We start from the raw sequence: 19,471 nt of genomic DNA, 5'->3' as shown, positions 1-19,471 counted from the left end.
TGAACCCTGTTCTTCCCAACCGCACGAGGTTTTCATGCGCCCTATCAGCACCATCACGACCATAATGTTTTCCGCTCTCGTCACCCAGCCTGTTTTTGCGGGCGGGGTGGTTGGCGCCAGCGAAACCACCATCCATTCGCCGGCACGCGGCAAGGACCTTGCCGTCACTGTCTGGTATCCATCCGACGGAAAGGGCACACAGACGCTTTCCGGCGAGGACCGGATTTTTCAAGGCACGCCCGTGTTCAAGGATGGCGCGGTGAAACCGGGTCGCCTGCCGCTTGTACTTCTGTCCCACGGCTCGGGTTCAAGAGTGTCCGGTATGGCATGGATCGCCGCAAAGCTTGCGAGCGAAGGTTTCATTGTCGCCGGAACCAACCATCCCGGCACCACCAGCGGCGATTCCATGCCCGCCGATACGCCGAAAATCTGGGAGCGAACGGACGATCTCTCCACGATCGTTACGGCCCTGACGGCAGAGGGCAAATGGTCGAATGCGATCGACACGAAGAGGATCGGCGTTCTCGGCTTTTCGCTGGGCGGCAGCGCGGCGATGGAGATTGCGGGTGCGCGCGCCGATCTCGATGCCTATGCGCGCTATTGCGAAGACCATGCCACGATGATGGATTGCCAATGGTTTGCTGGCGGCCGGGGTTATCTCGATAATGAGCCGGTCAACGTGCCGAAGCTTGACCTCAGAACCCTCGACAAGGCTCGTTTCGAGCAGCAGAACCGTGATCCCCGCATCCGTTCCGCCGTACTGATCGATCCGGGCCTGGCGCTGGCCTTCAAACCGGACAGTCTGAAAGAGATCGATATTCCGCTGACCTTCATCAATCTGGGCAGCAAGGGCAAAATTCCCGCGGCTGTGCTTGCGGATAAACTCGCGGACGAAGTACCCGGCGCGACCTACCAGCAGGTGGATGACGCCAATCATTTCAGCTTCCTGCCGCTGTGCAAGCCGGATGCCGATGCGTTCCTCAAATCCATCGGCGAGCGCGACCCGATCTGCGAGCCGGCCGGACCACGGGACCGCGCCGATATTCACGCACAATTGGAGACGATGATTGTTACCGCCTTCAACCGTACGCTGAAGCCGGGCCAGTGAAACGGAAGTTGAAAAGACTAGCCGATCCGCTTGTAGAACAGGGTGGTGCCGCAAAAGCGTCCATCCGGAAACAGGGCGTAATCGGGAATGACGCCGACCCGCTCCCAGCCAAGACGAGGATAAATCGCCTCGGCATCGCTACCCGTGGCCGTATCCAGAACCAGAAGGGTTCGGCCACGTTTTACCGCCTCCTCCTCCACCTTTTGCATGAGCATACGGGCAAGTCCGAGGCCGCGTGCGGATGGGTGCACGAGAAGCTTCATCAGATCACCGCGATGCGGCTGATTGGGCTTCGAGGCAAGGCCGACCTGCACGGTGCCCACCACCTTGCCATCCACCTCCGCCGCCACATGAATGGTCGCACCCTCGCCTGTCGTTTCCGCCACGGATCGCCAGAAGGGTTCAGCATCCTGTGGGGAAAAGGGCAACATGAAGCCGACGGACGCGCCGCCGTTCACGCAGGCGGCGAGGACTTCGCAGAGTTCAGGCAGGGCATCGATCGTCTCTTGCCGGTTCAACACGCGGATAGTGGCCATAAAAACTCCTGTGGGGAAATCAGCGCTGTCTTTGATCCAGCACGACGGCGTAACGGGCAGGTTTTTCGGAAGGATTGTGGAAGACGTGCCCTTCTCCCACCGGCATGAAAAGGCAATCGCCGGGCTCCAGCCGGTGAACGTCTCCGCCGCTTGTCATTTCCAGCACACCTTCGAAAAGCCAGACATATTGCGTCATCCCCCGGCTTGCCGCATGCGGCGGGAAACCGACGCGCGCACCGGCCGGAAATTCCACCTCGACGATATCGACATCGGAACCCACACGCGGCGGGGAAATGGCGCGGCGGACATAGCCTGTCTCGGGGTCTTTCCAGACCTGCTGGTCACGCTTTCTCACCAGCGGGGAAACAGCCTCTTCGTTTTCGGCGAAAAAGCCGGAGAGCGACAGACCAAGGGCTGCGCAGATGCGGGCAAGCAGCGACGCGGTTGGGCTCGCCTCCCCGCGCTCGATGCGGGAAATCATGGCGCGGCTGACGCCGGATTCGGACGCAAGCCTGTCCAGCGTCAGGCCGTTTTCAGCCCGCAATGTTTTGATCCGCTCACCGATCGAGCGCTCAAGAATATGATCTTCGTTTTCCATCACACGAGAATTGCATTCTCATATGATGGAGTCAATATCCATGATAATGGAAACCAGGATTATCTCTTGCCCGCCGATTGCGGGCGAGAAATCACGCCTTAAGCGCCGACCTGGGCAATCCAGTCGTTCAGATTATAGTAGTTCGTTACTCGGCTAACTTTTCCGTCCTTCAGGTCGAAAAAGGCGCCGGCCGGCAGCACATATATCTGACCATTCGCCTCGGGCAATCCCTCGTCGGTCTTGAGATATTCGCCATTGACGATGAATTCGGCGGAAGCACGCTTACCGTCATCACTCGCCATGATGACCATCTCGGTGAGGTTTTCCTTATAGCAGCGGTTCATATGGTCCATGAAGGAGGCGAAGGCGGCCTTGCCGGTCTGGCGCTCGCCCTGATTGATGTCGTGCACCACCTCGTCATGCAGAAGCGCCAGAAAGGCATCCATGTCCTGACGGTTGAAGGCTTCGTAATAGGCCCGGATGGTCTCGGCAGCGGTCATCGTCTTCTCCGTTCAATGCTTGCGCGGGTTTTCCATGACGATATAACCAGTGCAACCGAAAGTGAAATGCCCATGACCGTCGAAATCAAGTCTCTTTCCGGCATTGACGCCACACCCTATTTCGATGATCTCGCGCGCCTGCGGATCGAGGTGTTTCGCGCTTTTCCCTATCTCTACGACGGTTCGCTGGATTATGAGCGCAAATATCTCGCGACCTATGCCGATACGGACGGCGCGGTCTTCGTGCTGGCGCTCGACGACGGTACAGTGGTCGGCATGTCCACCGGCATGCCGATGGCGGCTGAAACCGATGAGGTGAAAGCGCCCTTCGTCGAAGCGGATTATGATCCGGACGGGATATTTTATTTCGGTGAAAGCGTGCTGCTGCCCGGCTATCGCGGTCACGGCATTGGAGTGCGCTTCTTCGAGGAGCGGGAGGCGCATGCAAAGAGGCTCGGCTTTAACCGATGCACCTTCTGCGCGGTCGAGCGGCCTGCCGACCATCCCCGCCGGCCGGCGGATTACGTGCCGCTCAATGCCTTCTGGGAAAAGCGCGGTTATCACCATCACCCTGAACTGCGCACCAGCTTCACATGGCAGGACCTCGACGAAAGCACCGAGAGCCCGAAACCCCTGTCCTTCTGGATGAAGACCATTCTTGCCGGAGACGGAGATAAATGACACGCCTCGCCGCCAGCCAATATGCCATCGAACTGATCGAGACATGGGAGGCTTATGCCGCGCATCTTTCCGCCATCGTCCGCGAGGCCAAGGAAAAAGGCGCTGAGTTGCTGCTGCTTCCTGAATATTCGGCCATGGCGCTGACCGGACAATTGCCGCCCGACGCGCGTTCCGATCTGCATCGTTCCATCGAAGAGATACAGCCGCTGATCCCTTCCTGGGTGGAGCTTTGCGAGGAACTGGCGCGGCAACATCAAATCCTCTTCCAGCCGGGCAGCGCGCCAGTGAAGGACCCGGACGACAAGTTCCGCAACCGCGCATGGCTGTTCGGCCCGGATGGGCTGATCGGTTATCAGGACAAGCAGATCATGACCCGTTTCGAGCGGGAGCAGTGGAACATTCATGCGGGCGTCGAGGGACTGAAAGCCTTCGAGACGCCGATCGGCAAGCTCGGCATTCTCATCTGTTACGACAACGAGTTCCCGATGCTGGGCCGCAGGCTGGCGGAGCTTGGCGTCGAACTCGTTCTCGCCCCCAACTGCACCGACACGCTGGCAGGTGCTTATCGAGTGCGGATTGGTGCGCAGGCTCGGGCATTGGAAAACCAATATGCCATCCTCTCCTCTCCCACCGCGGGCGAGGCCCCTTGGTCTCCTGCGGTTGATGAAAATCGCGGCCGCGCCGCACTTTATGTGCCTTCGGATTACGGCATGCCGGCATCCGGCATCATCGCGGAAAGCGAGAGTGATGCGGTGACGCAAAGCAGCCTTCTCATCGCCGATATCGATCTTGCCGCCGTTGCAAGGCTCCGCACCGAAGGGCAGGTTGCCACCCGCCGCGACTGGCCAGAGCAATTTGCGATCTAAAAAGCCCATTTTAAAAGGCTTTTAACCAAATTCCCGCTTTGCGGCATGAGAAGCCCCTGCTATAGCGCGGGACATGAGCACAAATTCGACCCGCACGCCCCTGGACCATATCCGCAACTTCTCGATCGTTGCCCACATTGATCACGGCAAATCGACGCTGGCCGACCGGTTGATCCAGTCGACAGGCGGTCTTGCCGAACGCGACATGTCGGAACAGGTTCTCGACTCGATGGATATCGAGCGCGAGCGCGGCATCACCATCAAGGCTCAGACCGTGCGCCTGCACTACAAGGCGAATAACGGCGAGACCTATGTGCTGAACCTCATCGACACGCCCGGCCACGTCGACTTCGCCTACGAAGTGTCCCGCTCGCTTTCGGCCTGTGAAGGTTCGCTGCTGGTGGTCGACGCATCGCAGGGCGTCGAAGCCCAGACGCTGGCGAACGTCTATCAGGCGATCGACAATAATCACGAGCTGGTCACCGTGCTCAACAAGATCGACCTGCCGGCGGCCGAACCCGACCGCATCAAGGAGCAGATCGAGGAGGTGATCGGCATCGATGCGTCCGACGCCGTGATGATTTCGGCGAAGACCGGGCTTGGCATTCCCGATGTTCTGGAAGCCATCGTCAATCGCCTGCCACCGCCGAAAAGCGAAGTCGGTGAAAACGGGCCGCTGAAGGCGCTGCTGGTTGATAGCTGGTACGACACCTATCTCGGCGTCATGGTTCTCGTGCGCGTCATCGACGGCGTGCTGAGCAAGGGTCAGCAGATCCGCATGATGGGTTCGGGCGCGAAATACGGCATCGAGCGCGTCGGCGTGCTGACCCCTAAGATGGTCAATGTCGACAGCCTCGGCCCCGGCGAGATCGGTTTCATCACCGCCTCGATCAAGGAAGTCGCCGATACGCGTGTTGGCGATACGATCACTGACGACAAGCGCCCGACGGCGCAGGCCCTGCCCGGCTTCAAGCCCGCGCAGCCCGTGGTGTTCTGTGGCCTCTTCCCGGTCGATGCGGCAGACTTCGAAGACCTGCGCGCTGCAGTGGGCAAGCTTCGTCTCAACGACGCCTCCTTCTCCTTCGAAATGGAATCGTCCGCCGCCCTCGGCTTCGGTTTCCGCTGCGGCTTCCTCGGCCTGCTGCATCTCGAAATCATTCAGGAACGCCTTGAGCGCGAGTTCAATCTCGATCTCGTCGCCACTGCCCCGTCGGTCGTCTATGAAATGACGCTGACCGATGGCACGGAAAAGGAACTTCACAACCCGGCCGACATGCCCGACGTTGTGAAGATCAAGGAAATCCGCGAGCCGTGGATCAAGGCGACGATCCTGACGCCCGACGAATATCTCGGCGGCATCCTGAAACTCTGTCAGGACCGGCGCGGCCTGCAGACCGAGCTGACCTATGTCGGCAACCGCGCGATGATTACCTATGAGCTGCCGCTCAACGAAGTGGTGTTCGATTTCTACGACCGGCTGAAATCCATCTCCAAGGGTTATGCCTCGTTCGATTACAACATCATCGACTACCGCGAAGGCGATCTCGTGAAGATGTCGATCCTCGTCAACGGCGATCCCGTGGATGCGCTGTCCATGCTGGTCCACCGCTCGGCGGCAGACCGGCGCGGACGCGGCATGTGCGAAAAGCTGAAGGAACTCATTCCGCCGCACATGTTCCAGATCCCGATCCAGGCGGCCATCGGCGGCAAGGTCATCGCCCGCGAAACCGTGCGCGCGCTGCGCAAGGACGTGACGGCGAAGTGCTACGGCGGCGACGCAACGCGCAAACGCAAGCTTCTGGACAAGCAGAAGGAAGGCAAGAAGCGCATGCGCCAGTTCGGCAAGGTGGAAATTCCGCAGGAAGCCTTCATCGCTGCGCTGAAGATGAACGACGAATAAGCGGCAATCACATTGCCATCGCTCTTGAAGGGAGGCCCACAGCCTCCCTTTGCGTTTTAGGGTCCGATCACCCGTGCAGCTTCGCGCCCTTGGTGATCTTGTCGACGATCTTCTTGTCGGCCCTCAGCGCCATGCCGACCACCTTGGCGTTGTCAGGAGAAAACTCCGAAAATACCTGGCGATTGGCGACGTCGTGCCCGGTAGCGAACATTTCCTCGATATAAAGCGATGTGGTGGTGTCGCGCTCGAGGGATCGCTGGTGGATTTTGCGCAGCGTCTCCTGATCCGTGGCCATGACGACGACAGGCTGGATGGATAGGGGATTATAGACGTTGCCTGCCCCGTCGCGGTATGGTTCTCCAATGATCTCCTTGGTCTGGGCGACGATCCCGGACATGAGGAATGCGGTAACGTTCAGTTTTTGCCACACGGCAAGGTCATCGCGAAGGATGACGGCGATCTTGGTATCAAACATGCGAACTCAATCTGGCTGTGGTTACGAAAGAGAAGCGACCCTAGCGCCTCGGGGCGGCGGCGATCTTGAACGTTCGTGCAAATTCGAAGGGATCGTGCAGGCGCCCTCCAGCGAGGGCATCGAACGCATAGACGCGCGTTTTCACGGCAATGCCTATGCCCCGCATCGCCATGATACTTATGCGATTGGCGTCACGCTTTCCGGCGTCCAGACCTTTTCCTATCGTGGCACATCGCATTTCAGCATGCCGGGAAATGTCATCGTCCTGCATCCCGACGAGGTTCACGATGGCGGCGCGGGCACTGACGAGGGCCTGCACTATCGAATGCTCTACCTCCCGCCGGAAAAAACGACGGAGGCGGGATATAGCGCGCTGCCCTTTGCCCGAAATGCCATCATCGAGGACGAAGAATTCCGGCAATGCCTCATCGAGGCACTCGGCAATCTCGAAGGCGAACCGGACAATCTACTTCTCACCGACTGGCAATCGAGACTGGCGGATCTGCTCTGGAAACATTCAGACGGAAGCACCAGAACCATCAAGCGGATTGACCGCATCGCGGTTTTGCGATGCCGGGACTATCTGCTGGAGAATAGCGCCGACACCGTCGGTTCTGAAGAACTGGAACGGATAAGCGGGCTCGACCGCTTCACGCTTTTCCGGCACTTTCGTTGCCTGTTCGGCACGAGCCCGCACCGTTATCTCATCATGCGGCGGCTGCAGAAATGCAAGGACATGATGCGCGCAGGTACGGGTCTTGCCGAAACGGCCTTTACCTGCGGTTTTGCGGATCAGGCGCATTTCACCCGGCATTTCAAAAATGCCTTCGGCATGCCTCCGGGCCGCTGGCTGAACCTCGTCTCACCCTAGAGCATTTCCGGAAAGAGGATCGACCGGTGAGCCGCAGCGCCCGCCATCGCGCCGTCGCCCACCGCAAGGGCGACCGAGCCGGCGGGTCTCGCCACATCGCCGCAGGCGAAGATGCCGCGTGTGGTAGTCTGTTTCATCGGGTCTGTGACGATGGTTGATCCCATCGGTCCCTCCTCCACCGCGCAGCCGAGTTTTTCGATCCAATCGGCGGTGATCCGCAATATCGGCTGGGTGAAAAGGCCGGCCAAGGCAATGCTGCGTCCATCTGTCAGGACGACATCCGCATGCCCCGCAATTTCCCTGATGCCGGTTGTTTCCATCCGGACGCCCCGCGCTGTCAGCATCGAATACTGGTCCTCGTCCGGCTCGAATACGCCGTTGGTGAAAAAGGTCGTCTCACCCCAGTCCGGAAGCATCAATGCGTGGTGAATGGCCAAAGGTGAAGCGGCGATAACGCCAATCTTTTCCTGATTGAGCTCGTAACCATGGCAATAGGGGCAATGGAAGACTGAAGAGCCCCAACGCTCCTTCAGCCCGGCGATACCAGGCAATTCATCGGTGACACCAATGGCGAGGATCAGCCGATCCGCAGTCTCACGGCGGTTGCCATCGATCTCGATTGCAAAATCACCAAAGGAGCCTTCGGCATCGGTCACCCTGCCTTCGGCCCATTTTATGGTCGGGTAACGTTCGATCTGGCGGCGCGCCTCGGCGATAATCTCGCCTGGCGCCTTGCCGTCCTGGCCGAGAAAACCGTGGGAATGGTTGGCGAAACGGTTTCTCCATTCACCGGCATCCACCACCAGAATGTTTTTTCTGGCGCGTCCAAGCTGCAGGGCGGCTGAGAGACCGGCATAGCTACCGCCGATAATGATGACGTCGAATTTCATGATGCACCCATCGTTTCAGGAGGAGGCGGAAGTGCCCGTTCATTTCACGATACTTATATTGTTACATGATTTTGGGAGTCAATGGTCACGCAACTTATATTGTTACGTCATCTTGAAGGTGATAGCGTCGATGCAAACAGACGGGTTTGGGCAATGAGACACGACACGCGCCTTTCACGGGTGCTGCATATTCTGATCCATATGGAAAAACATGAGGGCGCCGCGACCTCCGAGAGCATTGCGGCGATGCTTCAGACCAATCCGGTGGTGGTGCGCAGAACCATGGCCGGCTTGCGCGAGCATGGTTATGTATCGTCGGAAAAAGGCCATGGCGGCGGGTGGGTGCTGGCGCGGCCGCTCAGCGAAATCACGCTGCTCGATATTTACCGGGCGCTTGGCGCACCGGAACTGTTTTCAATCGGGCTGGCAGGCGACAATCCGAACTGCGTCATCGAACAGGCCGTCAACACGGCGCTTTTTGACGCCATGAAAGAGGCGGAAAACATTCTGCTGTCGCGCTTCGGAAGCATTGCCCTCTCGCAACTGGCACAGGAGTCCATTAGCCGCTGGTCCCGTCTTTCCAACGACCCTTCCGCGATGGAAAGGCTCTAACGGCGGGTGACGGTCACTCTTGCAAGGAAAAACCGCCTGCGCGGAGGCAGGCGGTTTTATCCTATCAATAAGCCTATTACGGCTGGGTCTGCGTGCCGCCGGTAGTCGGGCTTGCCGGTGCGGTATTGTTCGCAGGCGGTGTTGCCGGAGTGGTCGGAGCCATCGGCGCCGGTGCCTGATCCGTTGCTGCAGGCGGCGTGGTGGAGGATGTCGTTGCCGGATCGGTGGTCGGGCCGCTCATCTGCGACCAGGCGAAAACGCCTACCAGAACGACAACGATGATCGCCAACCACGGCACCCAGGACGACGACGTGCGGGCACGCGGTTCATTACTGATATTCACTTCCGGACGAAGATCGCGGTCCGGACGCGGGTTGTTGGGATCGAATGTCATGGTATTTCCTCCTCTTCATTCTGCGGAGAAAACGACGTTCACGGGATTTTGTTCCGATTCCTTCCAGAACGCCTACAACCGACGAGGTTCGGGCCCTTGCTAAAGTGCCTCCGCCAGCACCGTCATGACCTGCGGATCTGCCATTTGCGACACATTGAAACGCATGAAACCGGAGGCACTTTGCGACGAGCTGAACACATTGCCGGGGGCTAGCACCACCTGCCGCGAAAGCGCCCGGCGCGCAACATCGGCGGCATCGCTCCCCTCTGGCAGGTGACACCACAAAAACATGCCCGCCTGCGGCTTGATCCACGGCACACATCCGATCGATTTCAAACGCGCCGCCACCTCCGGCATCGCTGCCGCAAGACGCTGCCTGAGTGCCTCGACATGTTTGCGGTAACTGCCATCGGTCAAAAGCGAGAGGATCAGCGCCGCCGAAAAATGTGTTCCGCCAAAAGCGGTGGCGATCTTGAGATCGGTCAAGGCTTCCACCCACGCGACAGGTGCTGCAATGAAACCGCACCGTATGGAGGCCGACAGTGTTTTTGAAAAACTGCCTATCTGGACGACACGGTTCAGACCATCGAAGGCCGCCAGCCGGGGCGCAGCCTGGGTTTCGAAATCGGCAAATATATCATCCTCGATGATGGTTAGACCCACCTGTTCGGCCAGCATCAGCAGCCGATGGGCGGAAACGGCGGAAAGCCTTGCACCTGTCGGATTATGGATTGCGGAATTGGTGATATAAAGCCGGGGCTGATGGTCTTTCAGCGCCTGTTCGAAAAGCGCCAGGTCCGGTCCGGTTGGCGTATAGGGTACGCCGATGATCTTCACCCGATGCGCCCGCAGGAGGGCGTGGAAATTGAAATAACAGGGGTCATCGACAACAACCGTATCCCCCGGCTGCAGCAGGAAACGGCACAGAAGATCGATCGCCTGCGTGCCGGAGTCGGTGAGCATGATCTGGCTGGCGCCCGCCTGCACCCCGTGTTCGGCCAGCCGGCGCGACAGAAGCTGGCGCAGCGGCAACAGCCCCATCGGGCTGCCATAATCCGTCAGCAGGGCGGCGTCGGCGCGGGCAAGCCCGCGCATGGCTCGCCTCAATGCCTCTTGCGGCATCCACGATACGGGAAGCCAGCCGCAACCGGGTTTGGCGAGAACGGAACTTTCATCCAGCGCCTGCCGCGAAACCCACAAGGGATCCACCGCCCTGTCGAGCTGCGGCTCGATATCGGCGAGCGAGAGGGGTGCAAGCGGACCTGAAACGAAAAAACCGGAGCCGGGGCGCGAGCTTATTGTACCCTCCGCCACAAGCCGGTCGTAGGCCTCGACGATGGTGGAGGTGGACACCTGCATGGTCTTCGCCAGAGCCCGCACCGATGGAAGACGCGCGCCCGGCACGAGGCTGCGCGAGGCGATGCGTTGCCGAACGCTTGCCATCACCTTTTCTATGCGCGTGCCAACAGCGACCTGTCCATCCATGATTCTCTCCAACCGTACCGCTCATGAAACCATAACAGTTTGTTGAAATTGTATATGATTGTCGCTGTTCCCACCAGCCATTCGGGATCATGAAAGGCAAAAAGCAGGAGTTGACGATGGACAAGACGACGAGCGGCTGGCTGAGCGGCCTGACAGGCGTGGTAATATTCAGCGGTTCGCTGCCCGCGACGCGCATCGCGGTAACGGGTTTCGATCCCGTGTTCCTCACCGTCGCCCGCGCCAGCATTGCCGGCCTGCTGGCGCTGGCGCTGCTGTTTCTGTTCAGGCAAAAACGCCCGGCGCGCAATGACCTGACATCGCTTTTCATCGTCTCGCTTGGTGTCGTGGTGGGTTTCCCGCTATTGACCGCGCTTGCTCTGCGGCACGTCACCTCGGCGCATTCCATCGTTTTCGTGGGGCTGCTGCCGCTCGCAACCGCGATCTTTGCGGTGCTGCGCGGCGGAGAACGCCCACGCCCGGTCTTCTGGCTCTTTTCCTGTCTCGGCAGTGCGCTTGTTGCGGGTTTTTCGCTCTCGAATTCGTTTGCCGCCGGGATCGAGGCCTCGCTTGCCGGCGATCTTCTGATGCTCGGCGCAATCATCGTCTGCGGGCTCGGCTATGCGGAGGGCGCTGCCCTTTCCCGCAAGCTGGGCGGCTGGCAGGTCATTTCCTGGGCGCTGGTTCTTTCCCTGCCGGTGATGCTGCCGCTTGCCTTTTTCAGCGGACCGGAAACGCTTGCCGGCATAGACCCGCAGGCCTGGGCTGGCCTTGCCTATGTTTCCCTGTTCAGCATGCTGATTGGCTTCATCTTCTGGTATCGCGGACTGGCGCTTGGCGGCATCGCCGCCGTGGGGCAGCTGCAATTGCTTCAGCCCTTCTTCGGGCTCGCGCTTGCCTCCACCCTGCTGCACGAAGAGGTGAGCCCGGCCATGATCGGCGTGACGCTGGTTGTGGTGCTGTGTGTTGCGGGCGCGCGAAAATTCGCGCGCTGACCATCAGCTCGAGCGGCGATCCACCCAGCGATGCCATGCGTCTTCGCTGCCATTGAAGACATTGAGATCGATACGGCCATCGACGCCATGCGACAGGCCGGAACCGGAATATTGCCAGAACAGCCACTTGCGACCGGGATAAACCACCGACGGATGCTGGGCGACGGCGCGTAGCCAGAAGGGATAATCCTGGAATTCGCCCTGGAGGTTATCCTTGTAAAAATCGGGCGCCGTATAAATGATCGGCCGCTGGCCGTAATGGCGCTCAAGCTTGTCCATGAAGACGCGCATCTTTTCCAGCACGCGTTCGCGGGAATGGCGCATCTTGCAGCTCGATTCGCCGTTGTATTCCACGTCGATGACGGGCGGCAGCGCGTCCGGATCACGCGGTACATTACGAATGAACCAGTCCGCCTGTTCGCTGGCGTTGCGGCACCAGTAGAAGAAATGGTACGCGCCACGGCGAATGCCGGCTTCCTTTGCGCGCTGCCAGTTGGTGCGGAACATCGGATCAAGATGATCACCACCATCCGTCGCCTTGATGAAGGCGAAATTGGCGCCGCGCGTGCGCAGCTGCGGCCAGTTTATATTGGCCTGCCAGCGGGATACATCCACCCCGTGGACCTGGAAATGACGGGGCTGGACCCGGCCGAAATTGATGGGCTTGGCATCACTGAAGCTGGAGCGGAAAATGCGCGAGCGGATCTGAGCACCGGCGCTTGCCGCCGGAGCCGCCGCCATGGCCAATTGCACCGGACGCTCCATCTGGTTGATCGTGGGGCGCTCCGCCGGCCGCACCATTCCGGCCGCCTGTGGCGGAACCGGCAAACGGATTTCAGGCGCATCCTGCGTTAAGGACGCCTTGGGGGTGACGGCGGAAAAGGCCTTGGGCTCGTCAGGCACCGGCCCGCCCCATGCAAGAACTTGCTGCCGCGGCTGGGCGGCGATGGCCTGGGTGCCGACGCCTGCCTGAGGCACCGGCGCGGATGGCGTGACCGAACTCGTCGTTTCCTTCGAAGGCAAGCCGGCCATCAGGCTTTCCGGCCCGGAACTGGACGTGCAGCCTCCAAGCAGGAGGCAACCGAAGAGAAGTGCTGGCATAGCCGATGAACGCATGAGAACCCGTACGCAAAACAAATCGGGGGCACTCTGATGCCGCCCGGAGACCTCGAAATACAAATGCTAACGGAAGATTATCAAAAAAGACTGAATCTTATCTTTACGTCGGCACCTGCCGATGCGCCCATCATTTCTGGCAGGCGAAACGCTTCGAGTTCTCGCGCGGCGCCGCGGCTCAGGCCGTCATGGCGGTCAGATCGACAGTGTCCGCACCGGGAGAATTTCTCTTTATCGATTCGATCGCATGAATAGCCGATGCCTTCGCCTGGTATCCTTCCGAGGAGAACATCGTTTCGCCGTTGGAAGCCTTGAAGCGGAAACGATATTCGCCGGCCTTGTCCTGATAGATTTCGAATTTGTACATGATCTCTGCGCCTCCTTGCGCACGACAGTCCGTCCGCTGCAACTTTGTTCGGCCTCGATCACTTTCGCAACGGAAAATCGCCACTCTGGATGAGGCGTACCCAAGCTCGGGCAATTTCCAGCCCGGCTGCATCGGCCATTTCTGCGCGCAAGCTGCGATGGTCGTGATAATTCTCCAGCCATCCCGGCGACATTCTTTCGACGGAAGTGGGGAACGTCTGACACCAGCCGTCAACCACGGCAGCGGAGGCTTCGAAATGGAATTGTGTGCCATAAACCGCCCGGCCGATGCGAAAGGCCTGGTTTCGCGTCGCGCCATTGGTCGCAAGTCGCGTGGCGTCCGGCGGAAGCGTAAATGTATCGCAATGCCACTGAAAAATGGGGAATGTCTTTTCCAGCCCAGCCAATAGCGGATCGGACACGCCCTCTTCCGTCAGGGACACCTCTTCCCAGCCGAACTCCGGCGGGCCGGAGAGAATGTTCTCTCCGCCATAGGCGCGCGCCAGCAACTGGCTGCCAAGGCAGACGCCCATGACTGCCTTGCCCGCATCGCCAAAGGCTTTCATGAGAAGGGCAAGATCGGGAAGATAGGGATAAAGCGCATCATCGAGCGCGTTCTGTTCGCCGCCCAGAACGACAAGCGCATCATGATCGGCCGCATCCTTGGGGAGAGGCTCACCCGCATAGGCGCGGATGATATGGACTTCCGCCGCCGCTTCTTTCAGCGCGACGCCGAGGTGCCCATGCGGCGTACCCGCCATGTTTTCTATGATTGCAACGCGCATAAAACCTCGTGGCGACGACAAAGGATTCAATCGGCAAGAAATGCCGATCGAATCCAGCTTCACCACGAGAAAAATCGATTCTCAAGAGCCGCTACATCATCATTGTGACAATAGCGGATAATCTGACGCGATACGCCCTAGAATTCACGCGCAAGCTTGGCGTCTGCCGAATGCCGGTTGCCGCCGCGAACGGCGAAGAACAGGAAAATCGCCGCCCAAAGGATCGACTTTTCCGCCCCGCCCAGACCTTCCGCCTTTACGATGCCGTGAAAATAAACCGTTACCAGAAGGACGATCATGGCCGCGAAGGATGCCGGCCGCGTGAACAGGCCGATGGCGACCAGAATTCCGCCGAAAAATTCCGTGGCGGCAAGCAGCGGTGACCAGAAGACGCCGGGGTAAAAGCCGAGGCTTTCCACCATGCCGACAGCACCAAAAGGATTGACGATCTTTCCGAACCCATGGGTGACGAGAAGAAGCCCGGCCGTGACACGAAGAATGGTCTCTACCAGATCATGCGTCGCATTATAAAGCGGTGCGACCGCCGGAACGAAAAGACGCTGACGATTATTCTCGAACTGGGCCATAGGATCTCCACGTTTCAGCCTTCGACAGCTTCTCTGTTCGCAAAGCCGCATGATAAGAACAAGCATGCGCCCGGTAAAAACATGAGTATTATAGTTGACATTATCGTGAACATTATTGTCGCCGGGCGATGAAGGAGACCTGAGGATGACCAAGACCAAACCCCGCATAACCATCCGCTATTGCACGCAGTGCAACTGGCTGCTTCGGGCCGGCTGGATGGCGCAGGAAATCCTGCAGACCTTCGCTTCCGATATCGGCGAAGTCAGCCTCATCCCCTCGACCGGCGGTCTGTTCGAGATCTCCGTTGACGGCACGACCATATGGGAACGCAAACGCGATGGCGGTTTTCCCGGCCCAAAAGAACTCAAACAGAGAATCCGTGACATCATCGACCCGGAGCGTGACCTCGGTCATGTGGACGGAACGAAGCATGAAGGGCTCGACACCTGACCCGGCGACATGTTTCAACAGCCACAACCAAGTTTTTTCCCTTTAAAATCAATGGTCGTCATAAAAGTTCAAAAAGTCTGTTGACACCGGGCGGCTGCCCTCGTACATCGCTCTCCGTCGCCCAGATGGCGGAATTGGTAGACGCGCCAGCTTCAGGTGCTGGTACTCGCAAGGGTGTGGAGGTTCGAGTCCTCTTCTGGGCACCATTCCATTTGATCCCCTTTGAAATTGTTATTCTTTTAGCATTTCAAAGGGTTGATCGCTCCCAACTGATACACGGGAGCGCCACACAATGGTAATGATGATGGCACGCCCTGCTGAACGTCTCGGAACGAAGAACAAGCAATTCAGACAGCGAGTGCCTACTGACTTGCTCCCTATATTGCGTGGGCAATCGCTTACTGTCGATCTTCCCGAATCAATCGAACCCGACAGCGATACGTTCAAAGTTTCCGTCACCATTTCCGCTGAGGTGATCTTCTCTCTTCGAACGTCTGAAAAGCGTCTTGCAACTGTACGCCACGCGGCAGCACTGAGAAGCGTTGAAATGTTTTTCGATGCTGCGCGGCGCGGGCCACAAGACCTCACTCACATTCAGCTTATGGCGCTTCTAGGTGACGCCTACCGCCAGCTAGTAGCAGAGCATCGCGAAACCCCTCCCTCGATTCTTAAACAGGATGGGCGGGTCGTGTGGTCAGAGTTTGAGGTGTGGGACGAATTCGTTCGAAAAGCTGAAGAAGACATTTCCATTCAAACCGATGAAGCTCGGAAACGGGCAATCGCCGCGCTTCGACCTATAATCGACGTGTATGGCTTTTTGTCCAGCAAAGCCGCGCACCTCAGCGAGACCAGCTTCAGGGCATTTATCGACGGTCTTCCGGCAGTCATTCATAACGTGATGGAGGCTCTTGCCGCGAATGCGCAAGGCAACTACGCCGATAACGGTATGGAAAATGCTTACCCCAAATGGTCAGCGGAAAACCCCGCGATAGGTCTAGCGAAACGAGAGCGACAAGCTGCTCGTGGTACGCTTCCTGACGCTGTATCGTTGACTGGTCTCGTCGATGATTGGTGGAAAGAAGCACAGGCATTAGGCAAATCTGAAAGCACGTTTGAAAGCTATTCAAACAGCTTCCGACTTCTCTCTAATTTCCTAGGGCACGACGATGCAGCGCGTGTCACACAAGAGGACATCATACGATACAAAGACCACAGACTGACAACGACCAATGAGAAGACAAAGAAGCCCGTGTCGCCCAAGACCGTCAAGGGGAGCGACCTGACGGCTTTCAAGAGCGTTTTCGATTGGGCTGTTGCTAACCTCAAGCTGTCCTCTAATCCAGCGTCAGGCGTCACCGTGAAACTTGGCAAGAAGATCAAAGTCAGAGAACGCGATTTCACCGATGACGAAGCGCGCTCTATTCTAAGGGGAGCTAATTCGGTCGATCTAGGTCCAGAGCCAGCGCGCTCTTTGGAAACGCGTTTGGCCAAGCGTTGGGTGCCTTGGCTTTGTGCTTATTCAGGATCGAGACTAGGCGAGCTCATTCAGCTGCGTAAGGAAGATTTCAGACAGGAATCAGGGTCGTGGATCATCAAGGTTACACCTGAAGCTGGCACTGTTAAAAACAACCAGTACCGCGATGTGCCGCTCCATCCACATCTTGTTGAGATGGGCTTTATGAAATTCGTGAAATCGTCAAAGGGCGGCTACTTGTTCATGACGATCAAAGGCGACGCCACCTTCAGAGGCGTATGGCAAAGCAAAAAGAACAGACTTGCGGAGTTTGCGCGTGAGTATGTGAAAGACCGCAACGTCGCGCCCAATCACGGATGGCGTCATACGTTCAAAAGCAAAGGCTTTGAGGCTGGCATTCAAGAGAAGGTCTTAGATGCGATATGCGGACATGCCCCGGTTTCGGTCGGACGCAGCTATGGATCAGTGTCGTTGAAAACCAAGATCGATGCGATGGCGACATTTCCGCGATTTGACGTCCGCTGATTTCCAAACTGAAATACCGTCTATCCGAATTATTCGAAATTTGTTCGGGCTGGCCCCCGCTTCAAATCGCTTGCACGATGTTTAAGTTTTTGAGGCAGACATTTTCATCCCTCGCATTCGCCTAATCGTCCAGCCGCGCACAAGGCATCTGCACAAAGCTGTGATAAAGCGTCGGAATGACTTGACTCGAAGAATCAAATGGCGGCGTAACAGAATGAATCGGCAGAAAAGCGCGTAGCTCCCTACGCAAATGGGACTAGAAAACTCGGAGAAACATCCATATGTTCCTCTTTTGTTCTTTGTCCGCACCTCGCGAAAATGGAAAGGTCACATATGCTCGTATACCGGCGCACAGACTTATTTTCATCTCCTGCCCAAACCTTGGTCAACACTGTCAACTGCGTTGGCGTGATGGGCAAGGGCATCGCCAAGGAGTTTAAAGCTCGCGACCCGGAGATGTTCGCAGCCTACAAGCGAATCTGCGACCAGAAACTACTTTCGCCGGGTAAGCTTTGGCTGTGGCATGGCTCGAATTATATGACCCTGAATTTCCCCACTAAGATGCACTGGAAGGGTCCATCTAAGATCGAGTGGATTGAGGCTGGGCTGAAGAAGTTCGTTGCGACGTACGAAGAGGTGGGGATCAAGGAAATCTCGTTTCCTCGCCTTGGGTGCGGCAATGGCGGTCTTGATTGGGAAGAGGTCCGTCCTTTGATGGAGCGATACCTTTCCCCGCTGTCGCTCGACACTTACATCCATGACTATGCAAAAGACATTGGCCTACCTGAACACTTGGAACATGTTGCCGAGAGGATAAAGCAGCAGACCTCTCCTGCTCTCTCGTTCGACGCTTTCATGTGCGATCTAGATTTAGCCGTGGATATTTCTGGGGCTGACCTTATCGACATTAATACAGGGCAGCAAATATCGGCACGAATGGTTGATGAAACCTTACAACTCGAAACATCAAAATCTTGCTGGACCTTTGAGAGAGACGATCTCCGCACGGTCTGGATGACCCTCTTGAAAGGTCTTCTGACCAAAGAGAAGGCTAGTTGGCTGAATGATGGTAGTGGAAGCGCCCTTCTATCTTTAGTGAGTGTGCTTCCTCAAGTCCGTCCAATCGAGATTTTGTATCAGCATCGAGAAGAGCCAGAGGTGGCACTTGAGTTGGTCCCTACCAGTCGCGGAAGCGTAGTTGTTCCCGCGGCTAATGCTCAAGCAGAGTTGTCATGGCACTGAGTTCTGGATTCGCGAAGTCCCACATTTCCTTATGGCAGGAAAAGCTTTCGCAACCCTACTACCCCCACAGAAAGCATTGGCCACGTTACCTTTTTCATCACAGCCCTTTACAGAACGCTGTGCCGATAATTCGCTCTGGTATCCTTTGCTCCAGGAATGATGCTTCGAACTCCCGCCCGGTAGATGTAGCGGCCCCCGGCGTAATAGATAATAATCTCGAGGCCCATGATTACGTCAGAACATACTTTCGACCGTGTACACCAACACAGTACCGAATAGAGGGCATCAGAAAGCCCGGTGAAAGCAAATATGGAGACAATTCCCACGCGCCATTTTTGGTAATGTTCGTGCTAGACGCAGAAAAGATATTGACGCGCGCGGGAACACATTTTAGCGACCGCAATATGCAAATCCCGGGTGTCGCATGTAGCGAGGAAGAAGCCTATTTTGCCACGATTCCCTTCGATAAAGTTTTCCACGTAGGGTACACATCCGGCGACACATCAATAATCCAGCATCGGTGCGCTGAGGTTCTCGCAGCCTCTCCTCTTCCTCTAAGCGAAACACTGCAATGGATTTATTGCCGCTCGGTAGCTGAACGCGAAACGCTCCTCTACCTTCTAGGAGACGTAGCTTCGGACTGGGCGCATCGCATACAGGTGTCCGATGACTTAAAGGTGTTCCAGAGGGAGTACACATTCGTAGACGCCGTTCGGCTAAGCAGAGAAGGAATAATCTTCAAACTCAACCCCCGAACGGATTCGAAAAACGTCACAATTGACCTGCGTCTATCTGCACAAAATGGCTCGTCGGTCGCGCACTTTTTCCACAACGATTTCGCTCCACGCCCTCCCGGTCATCTGCAATGGATGCATGCCTGCTCGTTGAACCCGGGCATTTATCACCTTACCATCTATCTGGAAGGACATCTGGCTTATAACAGCGATTTAGAGTTGAACGACACTCTACTTTAGGCCGAAATCTGTCTTTGTTGCGGCGACGTTTAGATGCCGCCTC

Annotated in this window: 22 protein-coding genes and 1 tRNA gene; 12 read left to right on the top strand and 11 right to left on the bottom strand. The window is 57.5% G+C overall.

What is annotated here, in order from left to right; all coding sequences use genetic code 11:
* Positions 1 to 34: 34 nt before the first annotated feature.
* Positions 35 to 1,108 carry an alpha/beta fold hydrolase gene (locus DA915_RS00985; RefSeq protein ID WP_107675124.1) on the top strand — a complete coding sequence of 358 codons (1,074 nt, stop codon included), beginning with the start codon at positions 35 to 37 and terminating at the stop codon, positions 1,106 to 1,108.
* A 17-nt stretch (positions 1,109 to 1,125) separates the two neighbouring features.
* On the opposite strand, the gene DA915_RS00980 is transcribed toward DA915_RS00985, so the two are convergent.
* From DA915_RS00980 to DA915_RS00970, 3 genes are all read right to left on the bottom strand, one after another.
* Positions 1,126 to 1,644, bottom strand: a complete 519-nt coding sequence (locus DA915_RS00980; protein ID WP_107674885.1) for a GNAT family N-acetyltransferase — start codon at positions 1,642 to 1,644, stop codon at positions 1,126 to 1,128.
* Between the two features lie 19 nt (positions 1,645 to 1,663).
* Complete coding sequence (locus DA915_RS00975; protein ID WP_173992185.1) at positions 1,664 to 2,242, bottom strand: helix-turn-helix domain-containing protein; 579 nt, start codon at positions 2,240 to 2,242, stop codon at positions 1,664 to 1,666.
* A gap of 98 nt (positions 2,243 to 2,340) precedes the next feature.
* Complete coding sequence (locus tag DA915_RS00970) at positions 2,341 to 2,742, bottom strand: ketosteroid isomerase-related protein (protein ID WP_107674882.1); 402 nt, start codon at positions 2,740 to 2,742, stop codon at positions 2,341 to 2,343.
* A gap of 72 nt (positions 2,743 to 2,814) precedes the next feature.
* On the opposite strand from DA915_RS00970, the gene DA915_RS00965 reads away from it, so the two are divergent.
* From DA915_RS00965 to lepA, 3 genes are all read left to right on the top strand, one after another.
* The gene (locus tag DA915_RS00965) at positions 2,815 to 3,423 is read left to right on the top strand and encodes a GNAT family N-acetyltransferase (RefSeq protein WP_192886376.1); all 609 of its coding nucleotides are present in this window, start codon (positions 2,815 to 2,817) and stop codon (positions 3,421 to 3,423) included.
* Positions 3,420 to 4,289: a carbon-nitrogen hydrolase family protein gene (locus DA915_RS00960; RefSeq protein ID WP_107674880.1), complete on the top strand. Its 870-nt coding sequence runs from the start codon at positions 3,420 to 3,422 to the stop codon at positions 4,287 to 4,289. Before DA915_RS00965 ends, DA915_RS00960 begins: the two co-directional genes overlap by 4 nt.
* Positions 4,290 to 4,350: 61 nt before the next feature.
* Positions 4,351 to 6,189, top strand: coding sequence for a translation elongation factor 4 (gene lepA, locus DA915_RS00955; protein ID WP_035213098.1), 1,839 nt, complete (start codon positions 4,351 to 4,353; stop codon positions 6,187 to 6,189).
* Positions 6,190 to 6,256: 67 nt separating this feature from the next.
* On the opposite strand, the gene DA915_RS00950 is transcribed toward lepA, so the two are convergent.
* A complete protein-coding gene (locus DA915_RS00950) occupies positions 6,257 to 6,664 on the bottom strand; it encodes a DUF2000 family protein (RefSeq protein WP_107674878.1) in 408 nt (135 codons plus the stop codon).
* Positions 6,665 to 6,758: 94 nt separating this feature from the next.
* Here DA915_RS00950 and DA915_RS00945 point away from each other — a divergent pair, with 94 nt between their 5' ends.
* Positions 6,759 to 7,535 carry an AraC family transcriptional regulator gene (locus DA915_RS00945; protein WP_192886375.1) on the top strand — a complete coding sequence of 259 codons (777 nt, stop codon included), beginning with the start codon at positions 6,759 to 6,761 and terminating at the stop codon, positions 7,533 to 7,535.
* On the opposite strand, the gene DA915_RS00940 is transcribed toward DA915_RS00945, so the two are convergent.
* Positions 7,532 to 8,425 (bottom strand): NAD(P)/FAD-dependent oxidoreductase, encoded by an 894-nt coding sequence (locus DA915_RS00940; RefSeq protein ID WP_107674874.1) that lies wholly within the window; start codon positions 8,423 to 8,425, stop codon positions 7,532 to 7,534. The two genes, DA915_RS00945 and DA915_RS00940, sit on opposite strands and share 4 nt — an antisense overlap.
* 153 nt (positions 8,426 to 8,578) lie before the next feature.
* Between DA915_RS00940 and DA915_RS00935 the strand changes: the two genes are divergently transcribed.
* Positions 8,579 to 9,037: an Rrf2 family transcriptional regulator gene (locus tag DA915_RS00935; protein ID WP_003507420.1), complete on the top strand. Its 459-nt coding sequence runs from the start codon at positions 8,579 to 8,581 to the stop codon at positions 9,035 to 9,037.
* A gap of 76 nt (positions 9,038 to 9,113) precedes the next feature.
* Here DA915_RS00935 and DA915_RS00930 read toward each other — a convergent pair whose 3' ends face one another.
* Positions 9,114 to 9,431, bottom strand: a complete 318-nt coding sequence (locus DA915_RS00930) for a hypothetical protein (RefSeq protein ID WP_003507415.1) — start codon at positions 9,429 to 9,431, stop codon at positions 9,114 to 9,116.
* 99 nt (positions 9,432 to 9,530) lie between these two features.
* The gene (locus tag DA915_RS00925) at positions 9,531 to 10,916 is read right to left on the bottom strand and encodes a PLP-dependent aminotransferase family protein (RefSeq protein ID WP_107674872.1); all 1,386 of its coding nucleotides are present in this window, start codon (positions 10,914 to 10,916) and stop codon (positions 9,531 to 9,533) included.
* A gap of 116 nt (positions 10,917 to 11,032) precedes the next feature.
* Here DA915_RS00925 and DA915_RS00920 point away from each other — a divergent pair, with 116 nt between their 5' ends.
* Entirely contained in the window at positions 11,033 to 11,908 is an 876-nt protein-coding gene (locus DA915_RS00920; protein ID WP_107674870.1) for a DMT family transporter, read from the top strand.
* Positions 11,909 to 11,911: 3 nt separating this feature from the next.
* Here the strand turns inward: DA915_RS00920 and DA915_RS00915 are convergent, their stop codons facing one another.
* The 4 genes from DA915_RS00915 to DA915_RS00900 all read right to left on the bottom strand — a co-directional run bounded on the left by DA915_RS00915 (position 11,912) and on the right by DA915_RS00900 (position 14,762).
* On the bottom strand, positions 11,912 to 13,024 hold the full coding sequence (locus DA915_RS00915; protein ID WP_107674868.1) for a GH25 family lysozyme: 1,113 nt from the start codon (positions 13,022 to 13,024) through the stop codon (positions 11,912 to 11,914).
* A gap of 178 nt (positions 13,025 to 13,202) precedes the next feature.
* On the bottom strand, positions 13,203 to 13,391 hold the full coding sequence (locus DA915_RS00910) for a YegP family protein (protein WP_003507411.1): 189 nt from the start codon (positions 13,389 to 13,391) through the stop codon (positions 13,203 to 13,205).
* A gap of 58 nt (positions 13,392 to 13,449) precedes the next feature.
* On the bottom strand, positions 13,450 to 14,175 hold the full coding sequence (locus DA915_RS00905) for a type 1 glutamine amidotransferase (RefSeq protein WP_192886374.1): 726 nt from the start codon (positions 14,173 to 14,175) through the stop codon (positions 13,450 to 13,452).
* 137 nt (positions 14,176 to 14,312) lie between these two features.
* Positions 14,313 to 14,762, bottom strand: a complete 450-nt coding sequence (locus DA915_RS00900; RefSeq protein WP_003524478.1) for a DoxX family protein — start codon at positions 14,760 to 14,762, stop codon at positions 14,313 to 14,315.
* 145 nt (positions 14,763 to 14,907) lie between these two features.
* Between DA915_RS00900 and DA915_RS00895 the strand changes: the two genes are divergently transcribed.
* The 5 genes from DA915_RS00895 to DA915_RS00875 all read left to right on the top strand — a co-directional run bounded on the left by DA915_RS00895 (position 14,908) and on the right by DA915_RS00875 (position 19,428).
* On the top strand, positions 14,908 to 15,213 hold the full coding sequence (locus DA915_RS00895) for a SelT/SelW/SelH family protein (RefSeq protein ID WP_107674866.1): 306 nt from the start codon (positions 14,908 to 14,910) through the stop codon (positions 15,211 to 15,213).
* A gap of 119 nt (positions 15,214 to 15,332) precedes the next feature.
* Positions 15,333 to 15,419: transfer RNA gene (locus DA915_RS00890), tRNA-Leu, on the top strand.
* Positions 15,420 to 15,505: 86 nt separating this feature from the next.
* A complete protein-coding gene (locus DA915_RS00885; protein ID WP_107674864.1) occupies positions 15,506 to 17,212 on the top strand; it encodes a tyrosine-type recombinase/integrase in 1,707 nt (568 codons plus the stop codon).
* Between the two features lie 333 nt (positions 17,213 to 17,545).
* Positions 17,546 to 18,454 (top strand): macro domain-containing protein, encoded by a 909-nt coding sequence (locus tag DA915_RS00880; protein WP_107674862.1) that lies wholly within the window; start codon positions 17,546 to 17,548, stop codon positions 18,452 to 18,454.
* A complete protein-coding gene (locus DA915_RS00875; RefSeq protein WP_107674860.1) occupies positions 18,445 to 19,428 on the top strand; it encodes a DarT ssDNA thymidine ADP-ribosyltransferase family protein in 984 nt (327 codons plus the stop codon). The genes DA915_RS00880 and DA915_RS00875 overlap by 10 nt, the downstream gene beginning before the upstream one ends.
* Positions 19,429 to 19,471: the final 43 nt, after the last annotated feature.

The organism is Agrobacterium sp. LAD9 (assembly GCF_003031125.1).
Classification (GTDB): Bacteria; Pseudomonadota; Alphaproteobacteria; order Rhizobiales; family Rhizobiaceae; genus Agrobacterium; species Agrobacterium radiobacter.
The sequence above is the reverse complement of the archived record's forward strand: the minus strand, read 5'-3'. Positions and strand labels throughout refer to the sequence as shown.

Bases quoted from the DNA above. Each gene is read 5' to 3' on its own strand.
- DA915_RS00920 (WP_107674870.1), top strand. From the start codon at position 11,033: ATGGACAAGACGACGAGCGGCTGGCTGAGCGGCCTGACAGGCGTGGTA.
- DA915_RS00880 (WP_107674862.1), top strand. From the start codon at position 17,546: ATGCTCGTATACCGGCGCACAGACTTATTTTCATCTCCTGCCCAAACC.
- DA915_RS00985 (WP_107675124.1), top strand. From the start codon at position 35: ATGCGCCCTATCAGCACCATCACGACCATAATGTTTTCCGCTCTCGTC.
- DA915_RS00960 (WP_107674880.1), top strand. From the start codon at position 3,420: ATGACACGCCTCGCCGCCAGCCAATATGCCATCGAACTGATCGAGACA.
- DA915_RS00975 (WP_173992185.1), bottom strand. From the start codon at position 2,242: ATGGAAAACGAAGATCATATTCTTGAGCGCTCGATCGGTGAGCGGATC.
- DA915_RS00940 (WP_107674874.1), bottom strand. From the start codon at position 8,425: ATGAAATTCGACGTCATCATTATCGGCGGTAGCTATGCCGGTCTCTCA.
- DA915_RS00910 (WP_003507411.1), bottom strand. From the start codon at position 13,391: ATGTACAAATTCGAAATCTATCAGGACAAGGCCGGCGAATATCGTTTC.
- DA915_RS00930 (WP_003507415.1), bottom strand. From the start codon at position 9,431: ATGACATTCGATCCCAACAACCCGCGTCCGGACCGCGATCTTCGTCCG.
- DA915_RS00875 (WP_107674860.1), top strand. From the start codon at position 18,445: ATGGCACTGAGTTCTGGATTCGCGAAGTCCCACATTTCCTTATGGCAG.
- DA915_RS00915 (WP_107674868.1), bottom strand. From the start codon at position 13,024: ATGCGTTCATCGGCTATGCCAGCACTTCTCTTCGGTTGCCTCCTGCTT.
- DA915_RS00970 (WP_107674882.1), bottom strand. From the start codon at position 2,742: ATGACCGCTGCCGAGACCATCCGGGCCTATTACGAAGCCTTCAACCGT.
- DA915_RS00900 (WP_003524478.1), bottom strand. From the start codon at position 14,762: ATGGCCCAGTTCGAGAATAATCGTCAGCGTCTTTTCGTTCCGGCGGTC.
- DA915_RS00925 (WP_107674872.1), bottom strand. From the start codon at position 10,916: ATGGATGGACAGGTCGCTGTTGGCACGCGCATAGAAAAGGTGATGGCA.
- DA915_RS00950 (WP_107674878.1), bottom strand. From the start codon at position 6,664: ATGTTTGATACCAAGATCGCCGTCATCCTTCGCGATGACCTTGCCGTG.
- DA915_RS00895 (WP_107674866.1), top strand. From the start codon at position 14,908: ATGACCAAGACCAAACCCCGCATAACCATCCGCTATTGCACGCAGTGC.
- DA915_RS00905 (WP_192886374.1), bottom strand. From the start codon at position 14,175: ATGCGCGTTGCAATCATAGAAAACATGGCGGGTACGCCGCATGGGCAC.
- DA915_RS00980 (WP_107674885.1), bottom strand. From the start codon at position 1,644: ATGGCCACTATCCGCGTGTTGAACCGGCAAGAGACGATCGATGCCCTG.
- DA915_RS00885 (WP_107674864.1), top strand. From the start codon at position 15,506: ATGGTAATGATGATGGCACGCCCTGCTGAACGTCTCGGAACGAAGAAC.
- DA915_RS00965 (WP_192886376.1), top strand. From the start codon at position 2,815: ATGACCGTCGAAATCAAGTCTCTTTCCGGCATTGACGCCACACCCTAT.
- DA915_RS00935 (WP_003507420.1), top strand. From the start codon at position 8,579: ATGAGACACGACACGCGCCTTTCACGGGTGCTGCATATTCTGATCCAT.